Below are 17385 nucleotides of genomic sequence, written 5' to 3'. Positions count from 1 at the left end.
ATCCTTATATCATATATTAAATCATATGAGTGGAGAAAAAGTTGTTGACTTAGTCGGTTATTTGTTTCCCATCGTTATACCTTTTCTAATATTAACTTGTATTATGGGTTTTACTAGGAAATGTTTAAAAAGAAAGGTTAGGGGTTAGGAAACTACTATGTGTTCAATAAACAAATGATTTATACAAAGCGCTTATCTTGAGGTTGAAGAATAAGCGCCTAACTCATGTAAGCCCATTGTAGTGGAACACTGGTAGAAAATAATCAATATTTTTATGGAAAATGCTTTAATTGATTAATTAAAAGCTTGTTTTGGTTAGTTTACAAAAGTTTTTAGTATAAGTAGTTGTTTAAATACCCTTCCCACCCATTGTTCTTAGGGTACTTATTCTGTCCATACCAGTAATAATTGGTTTTGCACGCTTTATTAAAGTTTTTGTAGCTTCAAGAGTTAGAGATGCCTGATGGGCATTTTCATTACTCCACACCTCATAAACATAAACAGAATTAGGTTCACCTTCCGAAATATTCACAAGATATATCTCGCATTCTTCAAGATTTTTCATTGATTCTGCTGCTTCCAATAAAATATCTACCATTGTGTCTCGTTCGCCTTCTTGTACCTCAAACTTACCAAACAAACTGAATTTACTCATTTATAGTCCTCCCTAGTTTTGTGACCTGTTAATTGGTTCTACATCCCACCTCTGTTATCCTGTTATTTCCATTAAATAAACAATAAAGGTTCTTTTACTTTCCTGCCAGGTAGTTTAAGTAAAGCCTTCACAAACATCTTTCCATTTCTAAGTGATTTTCTCCAATCTGACATTTTAACAGAAGTAAGCACCTTTCCTAATTCCAGAAAGGCACCTTTATTGCAGAAGATTGATCTTGGTCTCAAGCCCGTTAGTTGAGTCATTTTTCTTCTGAAATTAATATTAAAAATTAGATATTTTAAGCTTCCGTCCTTGTATCTATGTGATTTTAAAGGTACTGTAAAATTATGAAAAAGATGGAGGTTCAATTAGAATATGATTATTAAACTGATTATTATAGTATTTTCAGGCGTATTAGCCTTTTTAACCTTCCAAGTTCCATTTGCAGTCATGTGGGAAAATAGTGGATTTTTTGAGGTATGGAGTTTTTGGATTTTAATTTTCATCCTTTTATTTTGGAGTAAAATAAAAAATGAAGAGTAGTAGTATTGTACTATATACCCTAGTACGTTTGCGAAATAAATAAGGAAGATGGTAGAGTATACCCTACTTCAAATCCAGCTCAATTAACCGAGGGAGAATTAGATCATGTTTTATATAAATCGGTCTAAAGAAATATAGTAAATAGATTTCTTTGAAGGAAATATACCTCAAAAGGTAAAAAGGAAATTGATTTTAAAGTAAATAATATATTCATCGCCTGAATGTTTTTACTCAAACATATCTATTACCTTTCAGAACTCGTTTTCGTCCATCCCAAAATTGTTAGCCCTTTTTAACATAAACACACTCCTTTCATACCAACATTTTCCTTTTGTGTTAAAAGCGAAAAGAATTCCAGGTCTTTACACTTAAGCTGTCCTTTTGCTTTATTTCACTAAACTTGCTACGTATATTTCATAACAATCTTTTAATTATTTTCCAAAGATCCGCCTTTAAATAAAAAAGAGCGACATCATTATTCAAGAATGGCGCTCTGATTGTTGAAATTTATATTTATAAAAGATCGCTAGGTATATAATAAGGTAGTGAAACTACCTAGTGCTTGCTCTTATTTTTATTAATAATTATTCCTAAAGCAATAAGAATAATCGAAACTAGTAATGCTGTACCAACTCCATCGGGTATAAAAAAACTAAATAGAAAGATCAAAATACCAAAGACTATAAACCCGATACCCATCTATACACCTCACTGTTTTACTCTTCTTAATTAATAAACTACTGAACAACCCATTTATTAACGTGCTTCATTTTATTAACTTCTTTTTCTTGATTAATATATACAAATCAATTACTGCACCTAATATAAATCCCGATAATAAATCCATTGTTGATGGAAACCCAGCCACTAAAAAGACTGAATATATTATTCCTGAAATCCCCAAAACCCATATAAATATCATATAAGCCTCCACACTTTAACAGCGTACCTGCCCTTAACTTTAAAATTGATGAGCTGGAAGAAACACTGAATAATCATCTGTTTTATTTAACTGGTTTGATAAGTAACAAAAAAATTACACATCTATGTTTTTTTATTTTCTTTTTCTCCAATTAGCTTATCCAATTTTTCTTCTATTCGTTTTAGTCGTTTATTCCTTTTATTCATAATTAACAATAGAATAACAATTACTATTGGAATACCTATGAAGCATAAAAGCATTAATAATTGAAAAATTATGTCTCCTATATTAAGTCCTCCTTGAGTCATAAAAACCCTCCCTTTTAAATAATTCAACATCTTTACCTATATTTTACGTTTAGGGAAATACAAAGTTTCATACATGTATTACTAATTTAATAATCGAGACTCTTTTGATCTTTTATTTTATGGTCCTTAACTGAAAAGCGCATTTCCTTGTTTTCCTGAAAGGCGCTTTGATTATCAAGGATGGAATTGAATAAACGTATCCTTTAGCCTAGCAAAATATTGTTTAATCAATCTTTATCTTTGTAGCTCTAGTTGCAATAAAAGTTTTTATATGTTTGTCTAATATCCTTGTACCGCCAAAATCATCCTCAAAGAAACCAGTTATAACAAATCCTGCATCAATTTGTCCTTGAATTTGATCTTCCAAAGTGTGTGCGTATTCAATTGTTTGACTTGAATTGATGTAATCTTGAACGTCATTCTCAGGCAAATAGTCCAAAGTAGATGAAGGAATGGAGTGTTTAACATCAAGTATCCCTTTTCTTTCTTGGTTGTCATCAAAAATCCATAATAAAGGATTAGTAAAACCAGCAATTAAAATCCCTTTATTCTTTAACACTCTTGAAATCTCATTCCATACAGGATATACATCTTTTACAAACAAGTTGGAAACAGGATTAACTACAATATCAAAATATTCATCCTCAAAATCACTGAGATCTGACATGTTACCTTGAACAGTTTTTATAGTTAATCCACTACGTTTAGCTACCTTTTCATCTTGCTCTAACTGCTTTTTAGATATATCAGTAACTGTTACATCTGCTCCAGCAGCAGCCAGAACAGGTGCTTGTTGACCACCGCCTGATGCTAAGCATAGTATCTTTAACCCTTTTATGTATTTTGGAAACCAATCTCTTGGAACTGTTTTTTCAGTTGTGACAGTGATTGCCCATTCACCTGATTTACTTTTTTCAATTACTTCACTACTTACTGCTTGAGTGTATCTAGAACCTTCTTCAACCTTCTTATCCCATGCGTTGCTATTATGTTGTGTTGTATCCATCATATTTCCCCCTTGTTTAAGAGCAAAGTCTTTCTAAATTATAGCATCACCCTTATTTCGTCTTATAATTTATAATTGATCCTGTAGTTTAAGATATTTCTTCACATCTTTTAATTGATGTTACACGATCTGTCCTTATATATGAAAAAGAGCGATTTCCTTATTGAAAATTGTTTTTTATATGTATTACTTTATTGTATCTTATATTATTTATTGGAAAACAAGCCTTGTCCGGACTGAAAATTACATTGTTAGATCCATCAAACTCATTGTAACAAACGACACTATTTTTGCTACTCACAACTAATTCAACTGTAGTTACATTTCCTCAAAATCTAACCTTTAACAAACTAAAATAGTTGTTCCTTTAATAGATTCAAAGAAATTGGTTGACAAATTATTTACTTTTATATATTGTATTGAATAATTTTGCAAAATTATAAATTTGATTCGTTATATGACGAATCAGATAAAAGGAAGATAGTAATGGAAAAAATAAATCAATGGTTCTCGAAACATGTACGCTTTATTTACTCACCATTTCGTGAATTAGTAACTAGTCTACATGTATTGAACAATCCCTCTCATCACCTGACGAGGCTTGATTGGGCTGTTCAAACAAAGGGTAATATGTCTTCTTCTTTATGGGATACCGCTTGCTATTTTGGGGAGTTGAGCAATGAATGGTTAAACTTTCTGGATTTAGTTGATGTTCTTCAATATGAAGAAAAGCATGTTGAGGAGGCAATTGAACGAATTAACCTTCTAAAAGAAAACGAGTTTCTCTCTTTATTGCTTGGAATGAGAACTGACATTCCACTAGAAGAATCTACTTCAGCTGAAGTTGAAGTCCGCTCCAATCCTAGCTACTACCGTGAGAAGCTATGTGATTTTCTATATAGTTATCACCAAAAACATTTTGCTAGAGAGTTGTTCAGAGTGGAACCATGGTTAATAAAAGCAGTACATGAAATAAAAAATCACTTTGCACAGGATCCCTTTGGAACTATGAACTCAATACATCCTCGTTTCAAGCTTGATACAAGAATGTTAAAGTTCTTCAAGGCTGATACATGGGTCTTTCGATATGAAGAAATAAATACCTTAACGATTTACCCATCTAGTTTCATTGCACCTCATCTTCTTGTTGGAATGGAAGTTCCAGAAATCATTGTTTATTTACAGGTACCCCTTCCAGATGAATTTGTAGAAGATGCTGTTCCGGATGACTTACTTTGTATCCTGTCTGCTTTAAGTGATAAATCTCGCCTGCAGATACTCAAATTACTCTATCACCATTCTTATTGCACACAGCAATTAACCGATTTAACAAGTTTGGCAAGAGCTACAATTTCAAAACACTTAAAGATTTTAGAGAAGGCAAATCTTATTAAGGGAGAAAGACATGGCTATTTTGTTTTTTATAAAGCAAACGAAAAAACTTTGGACCAATTAAAGGTCGATATTAACCAATATTTCGATCAGACTTTTATTGGCCATAAGGAGGACAAATAATGTGGTTACATTTTTCTGCGACGTTTCAGCGAAATTTCTTAGTGATGAAACGTGCATTTCCATGGTCATTCTTTTTAGGTCATATATTGAGTGGTTTTTACATTATCATCTTTGCCTATTTAACGTATTTTTACGTTTTTAAAAAAGACTTGTCAGGAAGTTTTCTTACATATGCGGGTACTGATGATTATCTTTCTTATGTCATATTAGGAGGGATCCTCTATTCTTTTTCAGTCTCCCTCCTTATGATAGCAAGTAGAGCTATTATCACCGAACTAAGAGAAGGAACTCTTGAAGCTCTACTTCTGACACCATCTTCAAGAAAAGGATATTTTTTAGGTTATGTAGCTCAGGGGTTAACCCGCGTAGGTATTGAATTTACGGTAATTACTATAACTGGTTACTTCTTTGGACTACATTTAAAGAATATTAATTGGCTTTCGGTCTTTGTTGTAATTCTAATTTTGGTTGTTTCTACGTTTAGCCAAGCACTTATACTCGGTTCACTTATGCTCTATTTCCGAGATACATATATTACACAAAACACACTTTTTGTATTGATGGGGCTAGTTTGTAGCATTACGTTTCCAGCAAATTTTCTACCAGACATATTAAAATGGATTGGAACTATTATGCCGTTAACATATGGGGTAGATGCATTAAGATTAGTTTGGATTGAAGGTAAATCTCTCTCAGATATCCTCCCTTTCCTTTGGAAAATGATCATTCTTGGAATCATCTATTTTCCAATTGGAACTTATTTTATTAAGAGAATGGAAAAATACGTTTTAGAAAAGCATTTTGGATAAGGAGTGATAAGTATATGATAGAAGCTAAGAATCTTGGAAAAGTCTATACCATTAAGAAAAAGAAGAACATTTTCACTTCCGAAAAGCAAAAGTTAAGTGCTGTAAAGGGTCTTAATTTAACGATTGGTGAAGGAGAAATCGTTGGATTACTAGGTTTAAATGGTGCTGGAAAAACAACTACTATTAAAATGCTCTCAACCCTACTAAATCCATCAGAAGGAAAAATTATGATCGATGGTTTTGATGCCGTTAAGGATGCTATGAAGGTGAAAAGTATGGTTAATATGATTGCTGGTGGCGAAAGAATGTTGTACTGGCGTTTAACTGGTGCTCAAAACCTCCGTTACTTTGGTAAGCTATACGGATTATCAGGAAAAGAATTAGAAGGTCAAATTATAAGTTTATTAGACGAAGTAGGTTTGTCAGAAGCCTCTGATACGCCAGTAGAACTGTACTCAAAAGGAATGAAGCAAAGGCTACAAATTGCACGGGGACTCATTAATAATCCAAAGTATTTATTTTTGGATGAGCCAACACTGGGGCTTGACGCTCCAGTGGCGAAACAACTGAGAGATATGGTTAAAAAACTAGCTAAAAGTGAAGGGAAAGGAATCCTATTAACTAGTCACTACCTTGAAGAAGTAGAAGAACTTTGTGACAGAGTGTATATCATCGAAAAAGGTTCTTTAATATTACATGATACTCCTGCAAATATTACTGCCTCAGTCGTAAAGAATTATCATGTGAAAATTGAAAGTAGTTCTTTATCTAATTCTCAAAAAAATAGAATCAAACAAAGCCTTACAGGTTGTTCAATTGAATTCTCTGAACGTGTTGATTCTTCGGAAATGCATGTTATTGCACCTTTTGATCCGACTGCACTTATTATTAGTGTTTACATTAAGGAAGCAGTGGCCATTCAAAAGCTTGAATTGAAACGACCGCGCCTAGAGGATGCAATTCTTACATTAAAAGGAGAAATTGGCATGAAGTTCCTTCAAGTTCTAATTGCAGAGACACTAAAAAGTCATCAACATAACTTTCATAACAAACTTATTTATTTTTCTTTACTGGTTTGGCCATCTCTATTATTTGTTACATCTTATTATTCTTTTAAACCATTTAATTTATCTGAATCTAGTTCACTCTCTAGTTATATGAGTGTTAACCAAATTACGATGTTTTTATTAACGGGCTATTTAGGGTATATATTTTTTTGGAGCCTTGTTCAATCGGCTTGGGGAATGTCATATGAACGTCAAGCAGGAACACTTGAATTGATTTTTTTAACTCCTGTTTCACGTATAGTAGTCATGTTTTCAAGAGCTGCAGGTAATCTTATAGAAGCTGTATGGCTTTTTACTGTGTTTACTCTACTTGTACTTGTGGTAACAGGTAATGCTGGAAATATCCATTGGTGGAATGTACCTCTTGGTTTACTACTACTCAGCATTTCCGCTATTGTGTGGGGTGGCTTTCTTAATATTGTCTTTCTATTCTCACGAGATGCAGGAATTTTGTTTACCATCTTCGAAGAACCTATGCAGTTCTTTTCAGGTGTAAGAATACCTGTACTTGCCTTTCCACTATGGGGAAAAATCATTGCTTTGATTTTCCCTTTAACTTATGTTCTTGATATATTCCGTGATTTAATACTTAATGGTAAGGGAATTTTAGAATTAACAGGACAATTCACTGTTCTTTTTGGAGTGCTAGCACTTTTGACAGTAATTTCTGTTACCCTTTTAAAAAAGGCAGAGAAACATGCAAAAGAAACCGGAAATATGGTGCTTTTTTAAATAGTTTTTACTTATAATTTATCAGGAACAAGAGGACCAAAGCTTAGGTCCTCTCCCTCAGACTATTGTTTGCTAGAAGCATAAATATCTTTTTTTACTTCTTTTATATTCACATCTAATTTCTCTTTAAAGATATCATCAGATTTATCATACCGCTTAATTTTATTCTTCATCAAAGACTATCTCAAGTCGAGAACTTAAGAAATATCGACTACTGTTATATATATAACTTGATTGTTCTTTAAGAAAAATTCAATATGTCGATTCGATTCTTTATCAAAGTAACCGATCCTCTTATAGCTTTTATTTTCTTTATTCGTATAATAGTTCGATCCGTACTGCTGGATGACTTCCTCTTTGCTACTACCTACTTTGATCCCTTTAACCGTTTGATACACCTTACTATTGATCTGGTATTCGACGACTATATCATCATCTAATGTAATAGAGAGACCATCATTTCCATATGATAAATGAGTGACTGAATCACTTTTTTCAATTCTCTTGGGTTTCCCTAGGTTCTTCTCTACACTTTCAGAATTATCTCTTAAACTTACCCCATTAGTTGATTCATCTTGCAATTCAGTAGATCGCACTTCGCTCATATAATCATAAGCATCTTTTTGAAGGACATCACATCCAGCTGCAGCTAAACTGGCTGCAAGAATGACTATAACTAGTAAACTCTTCTTCAAATCAATCACCTTCTTTTAGAAGTTTACTTCCACTCCTTTATGATAATGGGTTTCTTCCTTTTCAACTATTGTTGAAGATAAAGTGAAAATTAAATGCCTTTTATCTCTTCCCATTCTTTTCTTAAAATTCCCATCTTAATTGCATCAAAATATTCACCATTAACCATTCTTGCATCTCTTATTCTCGCTTCTTCTTTCATTCCTAATTTATCTGCAACCTTTACCATCCTTATGTTTCCTGACCAAGTAGACATACCTAATCTATGTATATCAGTAGATGTAAAAAGGTAATCAATCCAAAGTTCATAGGCTTCTGTACCAAAGCCTCCGTTCCAAAAATTGCTGTCATAAATAACAATCCCTGTTTCAAGCCAGTTTGTGTTTTTATCTACCCAATAAGACCCAACATAACCAATAGGTTTTCCTTCGCATTTTATAACAAGTGAAGCAGGTATGTCTGGAAAGATTTCCTTTTCCCAATCTTTTTGGTACTCATCTTTAGTAATTTTCTCTTCTGGAATATAAGGTCCGTTCCACTTTTTAGCCTCTTGTTCCTTTTCTTCAAATTTCCAAAAATATAGTTCTTCAATGTCCTTATTTGTTGCCCCTTTTAAAACAACTTTATTTCCTATAATTTCTATCATAATTAAAAAACTCTCCCTTTGTTCTATCTATGTAATAACCTTATCATAATTTTTCATAATGCATTAACCTAACCTGTACCCGGTCAAAAAGGTGGCTACTTGTTCAGTCAACGCGCTTTGTTTGTAGAGGATCATTATATAGACAAAGTATGTGTTATTTTAGCAAAGTAATTATTGTTTCCCTGTAACTAGATCAAAAGGAACCTCCTCACCATTACTATAAGACTTAATATTATCGTACTTTTTATCTGCATTCACCTTATATAAGAGTTCATACTTCAAAGACTGGTTCGAATAGTCATCTGTTTTATCTCTGTTATAAAGAATATGTAAAGTATCACCGTTTCCTTGAACATCAAAATCGTTAAAATGATTAGCCTTCTCCCCTTGTTTTACATTTGAAGCATTCAAATAGACATAAATAGTATTTTGTTTATCCAAGTAAAGATATATTCCGTTTTCATTTTTAACATTGCTAATAAACGTTTTGATGTCTTTATTAACAACATCCTTACTTACTTCAGAGAAGGATAGATCTTCACTACACCCAGATAAAATAACTATACATAAAAGAGCTACTAATAACCTTCTCATCATCCCACCACCCTATTTTTTCCATTTTGACACACAGGCTGTTTTTACATATTATTATTTTTTTAGGGTACTGCTTCTATTTATAAAAGTCTTCTCAATTCTTATGCCAAAAATGGTTTTAAACAAAATAAGCACCTTTCTTTATTCTAGAAAGGCGCTACTCTTGCTGAAGATTAATACAATGGTTATTGTATTTTCTGCTTAAAGACTAATACTTCTATTAGATTCAGCATCAGCTTCATAAAAATGTTTTTTTGAAGGTAATAAGCTAAATAGACACAACGTTATGGATAATACCAACATTACTGAAGCACCAAAAAACACAACTGCCTGAATTGAAGTAATTTGAGCTACAACTCCCATAATGCTAGTTGCAGTTATAATTAAAATCGCTTGGATTAAGCTATAAGCACTTCCAATACGCCCCATAACATCAACTGGTATATTGTTCTGATAAAATGTTAGAAAGCCTGTATTAGCATAAGCGATGAAAAAAGCTAGGATAAAAAACCCCAGTGCTGCAATAATAAATGAACTTGAAGAAGCATAAATCATATATCCAGTTGACACTAGTACTGAACCTAAACCAATTAAAAATGAGGTTCTTAGTTTTTTAACTGCTAAAGAGTTAATTAATGCTCCAACTACAATACCTGCCCCAGCAATGGTTACTAAAAAACCATACTCACTGTCTGACAAAAATAATACCTCTTTGGCAAAAGCTGCTTCAAGAGAATCTATAGCACTTGCCATAATGACCATTACACAACTAAACAAAAAGTAAATCATCATAATGTAACTAGATCCGCGACTAAATTCAACTACAGCATACCAATCCCTTTTAATTATTTCCATCGATAGCTTATTATTAGTTGATGATATAACTGTTTGTTTTTCTATATCAGGCATTAGTAATGTAATCATACCTGAAATAAATAACGCAATTGCATTTGTATAGATTGCAAAAATTGGAGTTCCAATAAAGAACAATAACCCTGCAACTGCTGGCCCTATTAAAAATGCTCCAGAAGTAACTAGACTATGAAGGGAATTAAATTGTTTTCTTTGTTCTTGAGGAAGTAACTTTGTAATATATGTCATTGAAGTTGGACTAAACATAGAACTCGCCATGCTTATAATAAATACTACTAAATAAATTTGTGCAATGGATGACATAAAAGGTAATAAAGCTATAAATACAGCTCGGAATATATCAAGAAAAACCATTAGTTTTCGTTTGTTTAATCGATCAATAATACTACCAGCCCAAAAATTCGTAAATAAAGTAGCCAGTGGTTTAATGATATAAAGTCCTGATACCGCAAGAGGTGAACCAGTCAAATCCAAAACGATTAAATTAAGAGAAATGAAATAAATCCATTCACCCAAATTCGAGACCCCAATTCCAAGTAATAGGATTGAGGGATATTTCCAAGACGAAATTTTCCCCTTCAAAACCATTCCTACCACTCTCCTTTCTAACACAAAAACTAAAGAATCCTATCTACAAAAAACAAATATTTACCTTTTCCGTATATAAATAACCCAGGAACAATACAAAAAATCCCACCCCCAAGATCAATGTCTTGGGGACGAGATTTAATAATCGTGGTGCCACCCCAGTTTATTAATATGTCACCATATTAATCTTATCAGGTACAAAAAACTATTACCTTAGCTCTATAACGGGAGCTCCCGTCACACTATCCCCTAAAAGGTTCCAATATGATACTCAGAGGCTTGATTCAATAAAACACCCTTACTCCTTTCCACCAAACGGAGCTCTCTAGAAAGAATGAATCTTATCTACTCTTCTCTTCATCGCATTTGTTATTAAAACTATATTACCATGACATTAACATAATATGTAAATATAAAATTGGTGAGATGAGCTTCTTCCAGAATATGGTCTTTTACATAAAAAAGACACGAATGTTACACATTCGCGATTTGATTGCCCGCTTGTTGAAGGAATGCACTCCATTAGTTGAATAATAATTCTTTAATTGGCAGCTGGATCCTCCTCAACTATTTCATCCATTAGTTCATTTAGAAATGATAGTTATTTAGCAACAGTCACTATTTTTCGGAGGTATCACCAGTATTATTGCCAGTTGTCTTTGTACCATCGCGATTTTTAACACCTTTACTTTTGTAGGGTTTGGCACTCTTTGTCTTATTTGCACTAGCTTGCCAACGATTCCAACCTTTCTTACCTGTTCCTCTGCCTGTTCCGCCTTTACCCTTAGATTTACTCATAGAATCAACTCCATTATTCTTGTACGTTAAGGTACCTATTGGTTAATCTTATCCATTTTACTTTGGTATAAAACCCAAACATAATGAAATATAAGCATATAATAGTCAGATATTGTTTTAAACAATAAAAATTCTAAAAGTCGATGTAAACTCTATTTTTTTCTAACCTGGTTAGTTTAATACCGTACTTGAATAAGCTAAAAAGCGGTCAAGAACTGACCGCCTTTTACTTATACATTAACTTTATAATTCAGGGCTAACTCATCTCCAGGTAATCCCCTTATTCCCCAGTTATGTTTTGGTGTTTCAAAAATTGTGATCTCAACATCTTTAGGAGATATACTCAATTCACTATTTATACGTTCGAATAGTAGCTTTAGTAATTGTTTCTTAGCTACTACCGATCGACCTTCAAACATACTAACCTCAATTACGGTATATGCTTCAGTTCTCCCGCTTGCAAAATAAAAATCTTCAATGTCCATAGGGAAAAATCGATGAAATTTCTTATCCGAAGGAAATTCAAGTACTTCCACCATACACGAATGAATAACATTCGATAATGTTTCCTTAATTGGATTTAACCTGTCCTTAACCCCATAAATTTTAATTTGTCCCATTCTCATCTCACCTTTCTCTTCTCAACTCAACTAAACTCGGCTAACATTATAAAAATATTCTATAAAGAAATAAGAAATCCTTCTTCAGTATTCTGCCTCTTAATATATTTTTTCAAAACTCTTCCTATTTTTTTAGTAATTATCTACCCATATTATTAAACAATTTGGCCTTAATGAAAAAAAGCACAAATTACTGTGCTCTTTTTCGTTAAATATCTTTTTGAAAGTATTTGATTATTGAGCTGATGCCTTAACTTTCCACTTAACTGAGCATAAACCCTGGTTGTTTCACTTTTTCATGTCCTAGTAGACTTTGTATAGCACCTTTCCATTGACAATTTATCTATTTGTCGTAATCTAATATCCACTTATTGTATTTATTATAAATGTCCCGCTTCACTCTATAATCTAACAACTATACTAAAAATTAATTCAAATATTAGAGAACTTACTAATAACCAAATTACTTCTATGCTTATAAAAGAATCTCACACACTACATTGTTTAATCTCAGCTATATTTTTTGCAACTTGTAAATTGATTGGCACAAAAAACAGAGAAAACAAAAAACCTCCTGAAAGTGCGATACAAAGATGGATAATCACCAAGTTAGAGGTGAATTCTGCCACTGTACTCCCAATTATAAAAAAAGGAACGCCAGCCCATATAAAAAATGTTAACGGTAACAAAAATGAGGCCACAATGACTAACATAAAGTTTTTTTTAAGCACTTTAGAATAATTATAGAGATATAAGCTCATCATTATTCCCCCTGAAACTATAATGATATTACTTACTTTAATCAAAAAACAGCAATTTCATAATTGCTTCCTAATTTTAACATGAATTACATCATTGTTTGTCAATAATATCGCCCTTAAAAAATGGTAAAGAGCGCAAATCCTTACCTGAGGAATGGCGCTTTCTATTTTGAGTTATTCATATTAAAATTAAGCTAACAGTTGAGAGATATTTATAAGCCAAGTCATTATACGAACAACTTGAAATGGTTCAAACCAAGTTATTAATAATAAAATTATAAAAAATGAGGCGAGTGATATGAACTTTATTTTCCCATTTTCCTTTTTCGTAATAGCAATAAAGCTAAGGATAACTCCTATTAATAAAAAGATACCCCCTATAAGTGCAATTGGTTCAAAATAACCATCTAATAGCAAGTTTAAGCCAAAAGATAATAAACTTAAAAAGATAAAAATTATTGACCATATACTAAATAGTTTCATTATACCCCTACTTAAATTGATTTTAACTTCCTCTGTATCTGCCCATTTGTTTGATTCTATTTCTTCATAAGCTCATAATCATTTTAACATAAAAATCCATTTGTAATATTCAATAACTTGTTCTTTAACACGATAAAGAGCCCACATTCTTATTCAAAAACAGTGCTTCGTTTGCTTAAGATCAATGTCAATGTCGAAAATCATTAATATCTCAAAGATTAAGGTACTACATACAGTCAACTAACTTATATATTTTTACAAAATGTTTATTTATTAATATATTCATTTTAGGAAAAATTAAGGCTTTATCTAATGGAAGGATGGAAATTATGTGTAACAAATTCAATATGTACCTTATTACTCTTATTGATTGCGGCAACATCCTTAAAGGCGAAAGCCTTAACCTTGATGAATTACCAGTTAAACAATCTTCAAAGCAGTAGTCAGTTCAGATAAGTGAAGCTGAAAAAGGAAAAGATCTAGTAAAACCTGTAAAAGGGAAATTTCATACTTACTCTATAGATGTTAGTAACATAGGTAAGGATGTATACTCTGTAGATTACTCCATGTGTTTCCCACAGATAATTTGGTAAATCTAAATTAAAGATATTGGCAAATATCACCTTAAATCTATAGCTAACTGTAAATAGATACAAGAAATAAATGACTTTCAATAAGATTAGTAAAAATATATCTTTTATCCTATGAAATAATGAGATAATAGACAAAATTAATTTTGATTTTTATTAGTTGGCTAAATAGAAAATAAATTTCATATAGAGGTGGAATTATATGCCTAAAATTGACAATATGTTAGCAATTCTGTGGATGCTTCATTCAGGTGAAAAAATTACTGCACAACAAATTTCAGAAAGGTTAGAAATTAATATAAGGACTGTATATCGTTATATTGATACAATTTCAACAAGTGGCGTACCTATAATTTCAGAACCAGGACATAACGGTGGATACACTTTATTAAACAATTTTATTGAGGCTCCTCTTTTTTTTGATTTTGAGGAGCAAACTTCACTATTTCACGCTGCTGTTTTTGCAGAAGAAGCCGGATATTACGGAGGTGAAGCACTAAATAGGGCCATTTCAAAACTAAGTAAATACTCAAATCAAGAGCAAAAATCAAAGATAAACCAACATTTAACTAGTCTTGAAGTAATAAGTCGATTAAGTTCACTCTCTATGGAACCTCTTTTGAAGGAGTTGGAGCAGGCCGTAGCTGACGGGTACTCAGTAAAAATTCTTTACCATAAAAGTGGCGAAAAGCAATTAAATGATAGATTGGTCGATCCGTACAGAATTATCTATTGGAATAATAAGTGGTATGTGATTGGATTTTGTCGTCTTAGGAATGATATCCGTAGTTTTAGAGTAGATCGAATTGAAAGTCTAATGCTGACTGAAAATAAGTTTAACCAGCCAGAAAATTTTTCAGCACGTGACTTTTTTATGAAAAACCTCCTTCCAACTATAGAAGATAAGGAAGGGATTACTTCTTTAGTTATTAATGGAAATGAAAGTACACTTAATGATGTTTGCCAACATTGGTTTTTAGGACATTATTTACAAGAACGGACTTCAAATCAAGCAGTTTTTCTTCTTGAAAAAGATATGATACATACATATGTACCTTATTTACTTTTACCGTACAATAAATCTATTAAAGTTATTGAGCCAATAAGTCTTAAGAAAAGACTTATTGAAGTTCTGTCGGAATTAATAAAATTTCATCAAGTATGATAACTTCCCTGACGTTAACTGTCAGGGAAGTTTTATTATAATAGCTATATCAATTGTGATTGGAGTGTTATTGAATGCAAACAAAGAAAGTTTTTCTATATGTATTTAATACAATGTCGGACTGGGAATATGGATATTTAATTGCTGAACTAAACTCAGGAAGATATTTCAAAAAAGATCTAGCACCTTTAAAAGTAGTTACAGTAGGAGCTAATAAAGAAATGATTACTACTATGGGAGGACTGAGCATAAAACCAGATATTTCCCTTGATGAATGTACTCTTAAGAGTAAGGATCTTTTAATTTTACCAGGAGGGACTACTTGGAATGAAGAAGTTCATCAACCTATATTGGAAATAATCGGCGAAGCCTTAAAGCTTGGCACTATTGTTGCTGCAATTTGTGGTGCAACTGAAGCCCTTGCGAATATGGGATACTTAGATACTAGAAAGCATACAAGTAATAATTTAGAATACACTAAAATGGTATGTCCTAACTATAAAGGAGAAAAGTTTTATGAGGTAGGATCTGCGGTAACTGACACGAATTTAGTTACTGCATCAGGAATAGCTCCTCTGGAATTTGCGATGGAAGTACTGAAAAAATTAGATGTATTTGCACCAGATACATTACATTCATGGTATAACCTAAATAAGACTCATAAACCTGAATACTTCTTCCAGTTAATGAATTCAATAAATAAATGAGCTAAAAAATCAACTTAGCAGTTTTATATTAGTTCAAATAAAAATAATGAAGTAACTGAAAAGCTCACTTTCCCTATTTTGTTTTGCAGAGAAGTTGGGCTTTTTAATTTGCGCTTTTTCCTGACGCTACCCCCTAAAGTGAAAAATGAGCGCTTATCCTTGTTCTAGGATGTCGCTTTGTAAAAGTTGTAGCTCTTACCATTATAATTACCTACATTAATGGAATCTGAATCAGTTATTTTTCATTTCCTCTTAAATTCTGTGATACTTAATATCTTTGCTTTCAATATTTAAAAGGCACATCTCAGCATGAAATGCACCTCTACTTTTGAAGATCGCTAATTATTAGATTTTTAGCTTCTATCATAATCGCGCTTTTGTTGAATAAGAGGATTAAATGTTTATTACGAAAATTAAAATGTTTTACACCATTATTTAGAATTATATTTTAAAATTAATGGAAGAATTGTTTCTTATTTATACCATAGCAAAAGAAGGATTGCCTGAAGTAATGATATCTGTAAATATGTTCGATGTTGATTCAAAGCACATTTGTTTTACTTACATTTGTTTAGAATATATATTGCTTTTATTATTGAAGTATAGAATTATCCTATTTAAAGAGATCAATAAAAAACCCAGAATTAGATAAACAAATAAAAAAGCGGTAATGAATAATGCGACATTAGAATAACTGCCAACGCCTACTGGAATTTCTCCATTAGGATTTAAAAAGAAGTAAGGATAAAACCCATCAAACAAGCCTCTCAACAATGAAACGGCAGTATAAAGTAAAGGATAAAACATCCAATAAAAGATGAATTTCAAGCTGTATTTTTTCTTAATTTCAAAAACTATCCAATTAATAAAGACGAGTATCGGAATTAAGTAATGAAGAGTAAAGTTAGTGATAATCCGAACTCCAACATATTCCCCACCACTAGCGAGAAGGAAGTGATAGGTAAAAATAACAACGAACATATAAATGATTGAACAGTTCTTTAAAAAATCGAGAAAGGGTATTTCGTTTTTTTTTGATAAAATAGCTAAACTGCTGAGTAAGAATGTTATGGAAACGATAAGATTAGTATGAATAGTGAGTTTTGTCGTAGAAATCAAAGAATCAGGAGAATAAACGATATGCAATACAACGCTAATGAAGCCTATGAATGAGATTAAGCTATGAAATACTAACTTTAATTTGAGCATTATTTCATCTACATTCAACAAATTGACCTACTCCTTTTATTAAAATTGATAAATAGGGCAATACCAAATTCTTCCTTGAGCCATAATTAAGCGATCCAACC

At 32.0% G+C, this 17385-nt stretch carries 19 protein-coding genes, 1 pseudogene and 1 other annotated feature; of the genes and pseudogenes, 7 read left to right on the top strand and 13 right to left on the bottom strand.

Annotation, left to right across the window (positions count from 1 at the left end; genetic code table 11):
• Positions 1-349: 349 nt before the first annotated feature.
• Complete coding sequence (locus ACEWK1_RS08760) at positions 350-655, bottom strand: putative quinol monooxygenase (protein ID WP_416635999.1); 306 nt, start codon at positions 653-655, stop codon at positions 350-352.
• Between the two features lie 375 nt (positions 656-1030).
• Between ACEWK1_RS08760 and ACEWK1_RS08755 the strand changes: the two genes are divergently transcribed.
• Positions 1031-1198: a hypothetical protein gene (locus ACEWK1_RS08755; protein ID WP_416635998.1), complete on the top strand. Its 168-nt coding sequence runs from the start codon at positions 1031-1033 to the stop codon at positions 1196-1198.
• A gap of 1044 nt (positions 1199-2242) precedes the next feature.
• On the opposite strand, the gene ACEWK1_RS08750 is transcribed toward ACEWK1_RS08755, so the two are convergent.
• Both ACEWK1_RS08750 and ACEWK1_RS08745 read right to left on the bottom strand, forming a co-directional pair.
• On the bottom strand, positions 2243-2428 hold the full coding sequence (locus tag ACEWK1_RS08750; protein WP_212138605.1) for a hypothetical protein: 186 nt from the start codon (positions 2426-2428) through the stop codon (positions 2243-2245).
• 223 nt (positions 2429-2651) lie between these two features.
• Positions 2652-3434 carry a class I SAM-dependent methyltransferase gene (locus tag ACEWK1_RS08745; protein ID WP_416635997.1) on the bottom strand — a complete coding sequence of 261 codons (783 nt, stop codon included), beginning with the start codon at positions 3432-3434 and terminating at the stop codon, positions 2652-2654.
• Positions 3435-3920: 486 nt separating this feature from the next.
• Between ACEWK1_RS08745 and ACEWK1_RS08740 the strand changes: the two genes are divergently transcribed.
• The 4 genes and pseudogenes from ACEWK1_RS08740 to ACEWK1_RS08725 all read left to right on the top strand — a co-directional run bounded on the left by ACEWK1_RS08740 (position 3921) and on the right by ACEWK1_RS08725 (position 7557).
• Positions 3921-4949 (top strand): metalloregulator ArsR/SmtB family transcription factor, encoded by a 1029-nt coding sequence (locus tag ACEWK1_RS08740; protein WP_416635996.1) that lies wholly within the window; start codon positions 3921-3923, stop codon positions 4947-4949.
• Entirely contained in the window at positions 4949-5758 is an 810-nt protein-coding gene (locus tag ACEWK1_RS08735; protein WP_416635995.1) for an ABC transporter permease, read from the top strand. The genes ACEWK1_RS08740 and ACEWK1_RS08735 overlap by 1 nt, the downstream gene beginning before the upstream one ends.
• A 14-nt stretch (positions 5759-5772) precedes the next feature.
• Positions 5773-6234, top strand: a pseudogene (locus tag ACEWK1_RS08730) (ATP-binding cassette domain-containing protein); the annotation flags it as partial.
• Between the two features lie 510 nt (positions 6235-6744).
• Positions 6745-7557, top strand: a complete 813-nt coding sequence (locus tag ACEWK1_RS08725) for an ABC transporter permease (RefSeq protein WP_416636008.1) — start codon at positions 6745-6747, stop codon at positions 7555-7557.
• A 197-nt stretch (positions 7558-7754) separates the two neighbouring features.
• Here the strand turns inward: ACEWK1_RS08725 and ACEWK1_RS08720 are convergent, their stop codons facing one another.
• The 9 genes from ACEWK1_RS08720 to ACEWK1_RS08680 form a co-directional block, all read right to left on the bottom strand.
• The gene (locus tag ACEWK1_RS08720; protein WP_416635994.1) at positions 7755-8252 is read right to left on the bottom strand and encodes a hypothetical protein; all 498 of its coding nucleotides are present in this window, start codon (positions 8250-8252) and stop codon (positions 7755-7757) included.
• Positions 8253-8341: 89 nt separating this feature from the next.
• Positions 8342-8896 (bottom strand): GNAT family N-acetyltransferase, encoded by a 555-nt coding sequence (locus ACEWK1_RS08715; RefSeq protein WP_416635993.1) that lies wholly within the window; start codon positions 8894-8896, stop codon positions 8342-8344.
• 171 nt (positions 8897-9067) lie between these two features.
• Positions 9068-9490: a hypothetical protein gene (locus tag ACEWK1_RS08710; protein ID WP_416635992.1), complete on the bottom strand. Its 423-nt coding sequence runs from the start codon at positions 9488-9490 to the stop codon at positions 9068-9070.
• Positions 9491-9691: 201 nt separating this feature from the next.
• Positions 9692-10945, bottom strand: a complete 1254-nt coding sequence (locus ACEWK1_RS08705) for an MFS transporter (protein ID WP_416636007.1) — start codon at positions 10943-10945, stop codon at positions 9692-9694.
• Between the two features lie 130 nt (positions 10946-11075).
• Positions 11076-11321: a binding site (T-box leader), on the bottom strand.
• 248 nt (positions 11322-11569) lie between these two features.
• A complete protein-coding gene (locus ACEWK1_RS08700) occupies positions 11570-11749 on the bottom strand; it encodes a DUF3934 family protein (protein WP_416635991.1) in 180 nt (59 codons plus the stop codon).
• 230 nt (positions 11750-11979) lie between these two features.
• Positions 11980-12369 carry a tautomerase family protein gene (locus tag ACEWK1_RS08695; RefSeq protein ID WP_212138611.1) on the bottom strand — a complete coding sequence of 130 codons (390 nt, stop codon included), beginning with the start codon at positions 12367-12369 and terminating at the stop codon, positions 11980-11982.
• 343 nt (positions 12370-12712) lie between these two features.
• Entirely contained in the window at positions 12713-12769 is a 57-nt protein-coding gene (locus ACEWK1_RS08690) for a DUF3885 domain-containing protein (protein WP_373995123.1), read from the bottom strand.
• An 88-nt stretch (positions 12770-12857) separates the two neighbouring features.
• Positions 12858-13130 (bottom strand): hypothetical protein, encoded by a 273-nt coding sequence (locus tag ACEWK1_RS08685; protein WP_416635990.1) that lies wholly within the window; start codon positions 13128-13130, stop codon positions 12858-12860.
• 189 nt (positions 13131-13319) lie between these two features.
• Positions 13320-13613 carry a hypothetical protein gene (locus ACEWK1_RS08680; protein ID WP_212138612.1) on the bottom strand — a complete coding sequence of 98 codons (294 nt, stop codon included), beginning with the start codon at positions 13611-13613 and terminating at the stop codon, positions 13320-13322.
• A 792-nt stretch (positions 13614-14405) separates the two neighbouring features.
• Between ACEWK1_RS08680 and ACEWK1_RS08675 the strand changes: the two genes are divergently transcribed.
• Positions 14406-15368 (top strand): helix-turn-helix transcriptional regulator, encoded by a 963-nt coding sequence (locus ACEWK1_RS08675; RefSeq protein WP_416635987.1) that lies wholly within the window; start codon positions 14406-14408, stop codon positions 15366-15368.
• A 74-nt stretch (positions 15369-15442) separates the two neighbouring features.
• Positions 15443-16075: a type 1 glutamine amidotransferase family protein gene (locus ACEWK1_RS08670; RefSeq protein ID WP_121662183.1), complete on the top strand. Its 633-nt coding sequence runs from the start codon at positions 15443-15445 to the stop codon at positions 16073-16075.
• A gap of 561 nt (positions 16076-16636) precedes the next feature.
• Here ACEWK1_RS08670 and ACEWK1_RS08665 read toward each other — a convergent pair.
• The gene (locus tag ACEWK1_RS08665) at positions 16637-17305 is read right to left on the bottom strand and encodes a Pr6Pr family membrane protein (protein WP_416635986.1); all 669 of its coding nucleotides are present in this window, start codon (positions 17303-17305) and stop codon (positions 16637-16639) included.
• Between the last annotated feature and the right edge of the window lie 80 nt (positions 17306-17385).

The organism is Metabacillus sp. YM-086 (assembly GCF_048059995.1).
Classification (GTDB): Bacteria; Bacillota; Bacilli; order Bacillales; family Bacillaceae; genus Metabacillus; species Metabacillus litoralis_B.
Note: the sequence above shows the minus strand (reverse complement) of the source record. Positions and strands in the feature narration are given on the sequence as shown.

Bases quoted from the DNA above. Each gene is read 5' to 3' on its own strand.
- ACEWK1_RS08760 (WP_416635999.1), bottom strand. From the start codon at position 655: ATGAGTAAATTCAGTTTGTTTGGTAAGTTTGAGGTACAAGAAGGCGAA.
- ACEWK1_RS08755 (WP_416635998.1), top strand. From the start codon at position 1,031: ATGATTATTAAACTGATTATTATAGTATTTTCAGGCGTATTAGCCTTT.
- ACEWK1_RS08750 (WP_212138605.1), bottom strand. From the start codon at position 2,428: ATGACTCAAGGAGGACTTAATATAGGAGACATAATTTTTCAATTATTA.
- ACEWK1_RS08745 (WP_416635997.1), bottom strand. From the start codon at position 3,434: ATGGATACAACACAACATAATAGCAACGCATGGGATAAGAAGGTTGAA.
- ACEWK1_RS08740 (WP_416635996.1), top strand. From the start codon at position 3,921: ATGGAAAAAATAAATCAATGGTTCTCGAAACATGTACGCTTTATTTAC.
- ACEWK1_RS08735 (WP_416635995.1), top strand. From the start codon at position 4,949: ATGTGGTTACATTTTTCTGCGACGTTTCAGCGAAATTTCTTAGTGATG.
- ACEWK1_RS08725 (WP_416636008.1), top strand. From the start codon at position 6,745: ATGAAGTTCCTTCAAGTTCTAATTGCAGAGACACTAAAAAGTCATCAA.
- ACEWK1_RS08715 (WP_416635993.1), bottom strand. From the start codon at position 8,896: ATGATAGAAATTATAGGAAATAAAGTTGTTTTAAAAGGGGCAACAAAT.
- ACEWK1_RS08710 (WP_416635992.1), bottom strand. From the start codon at position 9,490: ATGAGAAGGTTATTAGTAGCTCTTTTATGTATAGTTATTTTATCTGGG.
- ACEWK1_RS08700 (WP_416635991.1), bottom strand. From the start codon at position 11,749: ATGAGTAAATCTAAGGGTAAAGGCGGAACAGGCAGAGGAACAGGTAAG.
- ACEWK1_RS08695 (WP_212138611.1), bottom strand. From the start codon at position 12,369: ATGGGACAAATTAAAATTTATGGGGTTAAGGACAGGTTAAATCCAATT.
- ACEWK1_RS08685 (WP_416635990.1), bottom strand. From the start codon at position 13,130: ATGAGCTTATATCTCTATAATTATTCTAAAGTGCTTAAAAAAAACTTT.
- ACEWK1_RS08680 (WP_212138612.1), bottom strand. From the start codon at position 13,613: ATGAAACTATTTAGTATATGGTCAATAATTTTTATCTTTTTAAGTTTA.
- ACEWK1_RS08675 (WP_416635987.1), top strand. From the start codon at position 14,406: ATGCCTAAAATTGACAATATGTTAGCAATTCTGTGGATGCTTCATTCA.
- ACEWK1_RS08670 (WP_121662183.1), top strand. From the start codon at position 15,443: ATGCAAACAAAGAAAGTTTTTCTATATGTATTTAATACAATGTCGGAC.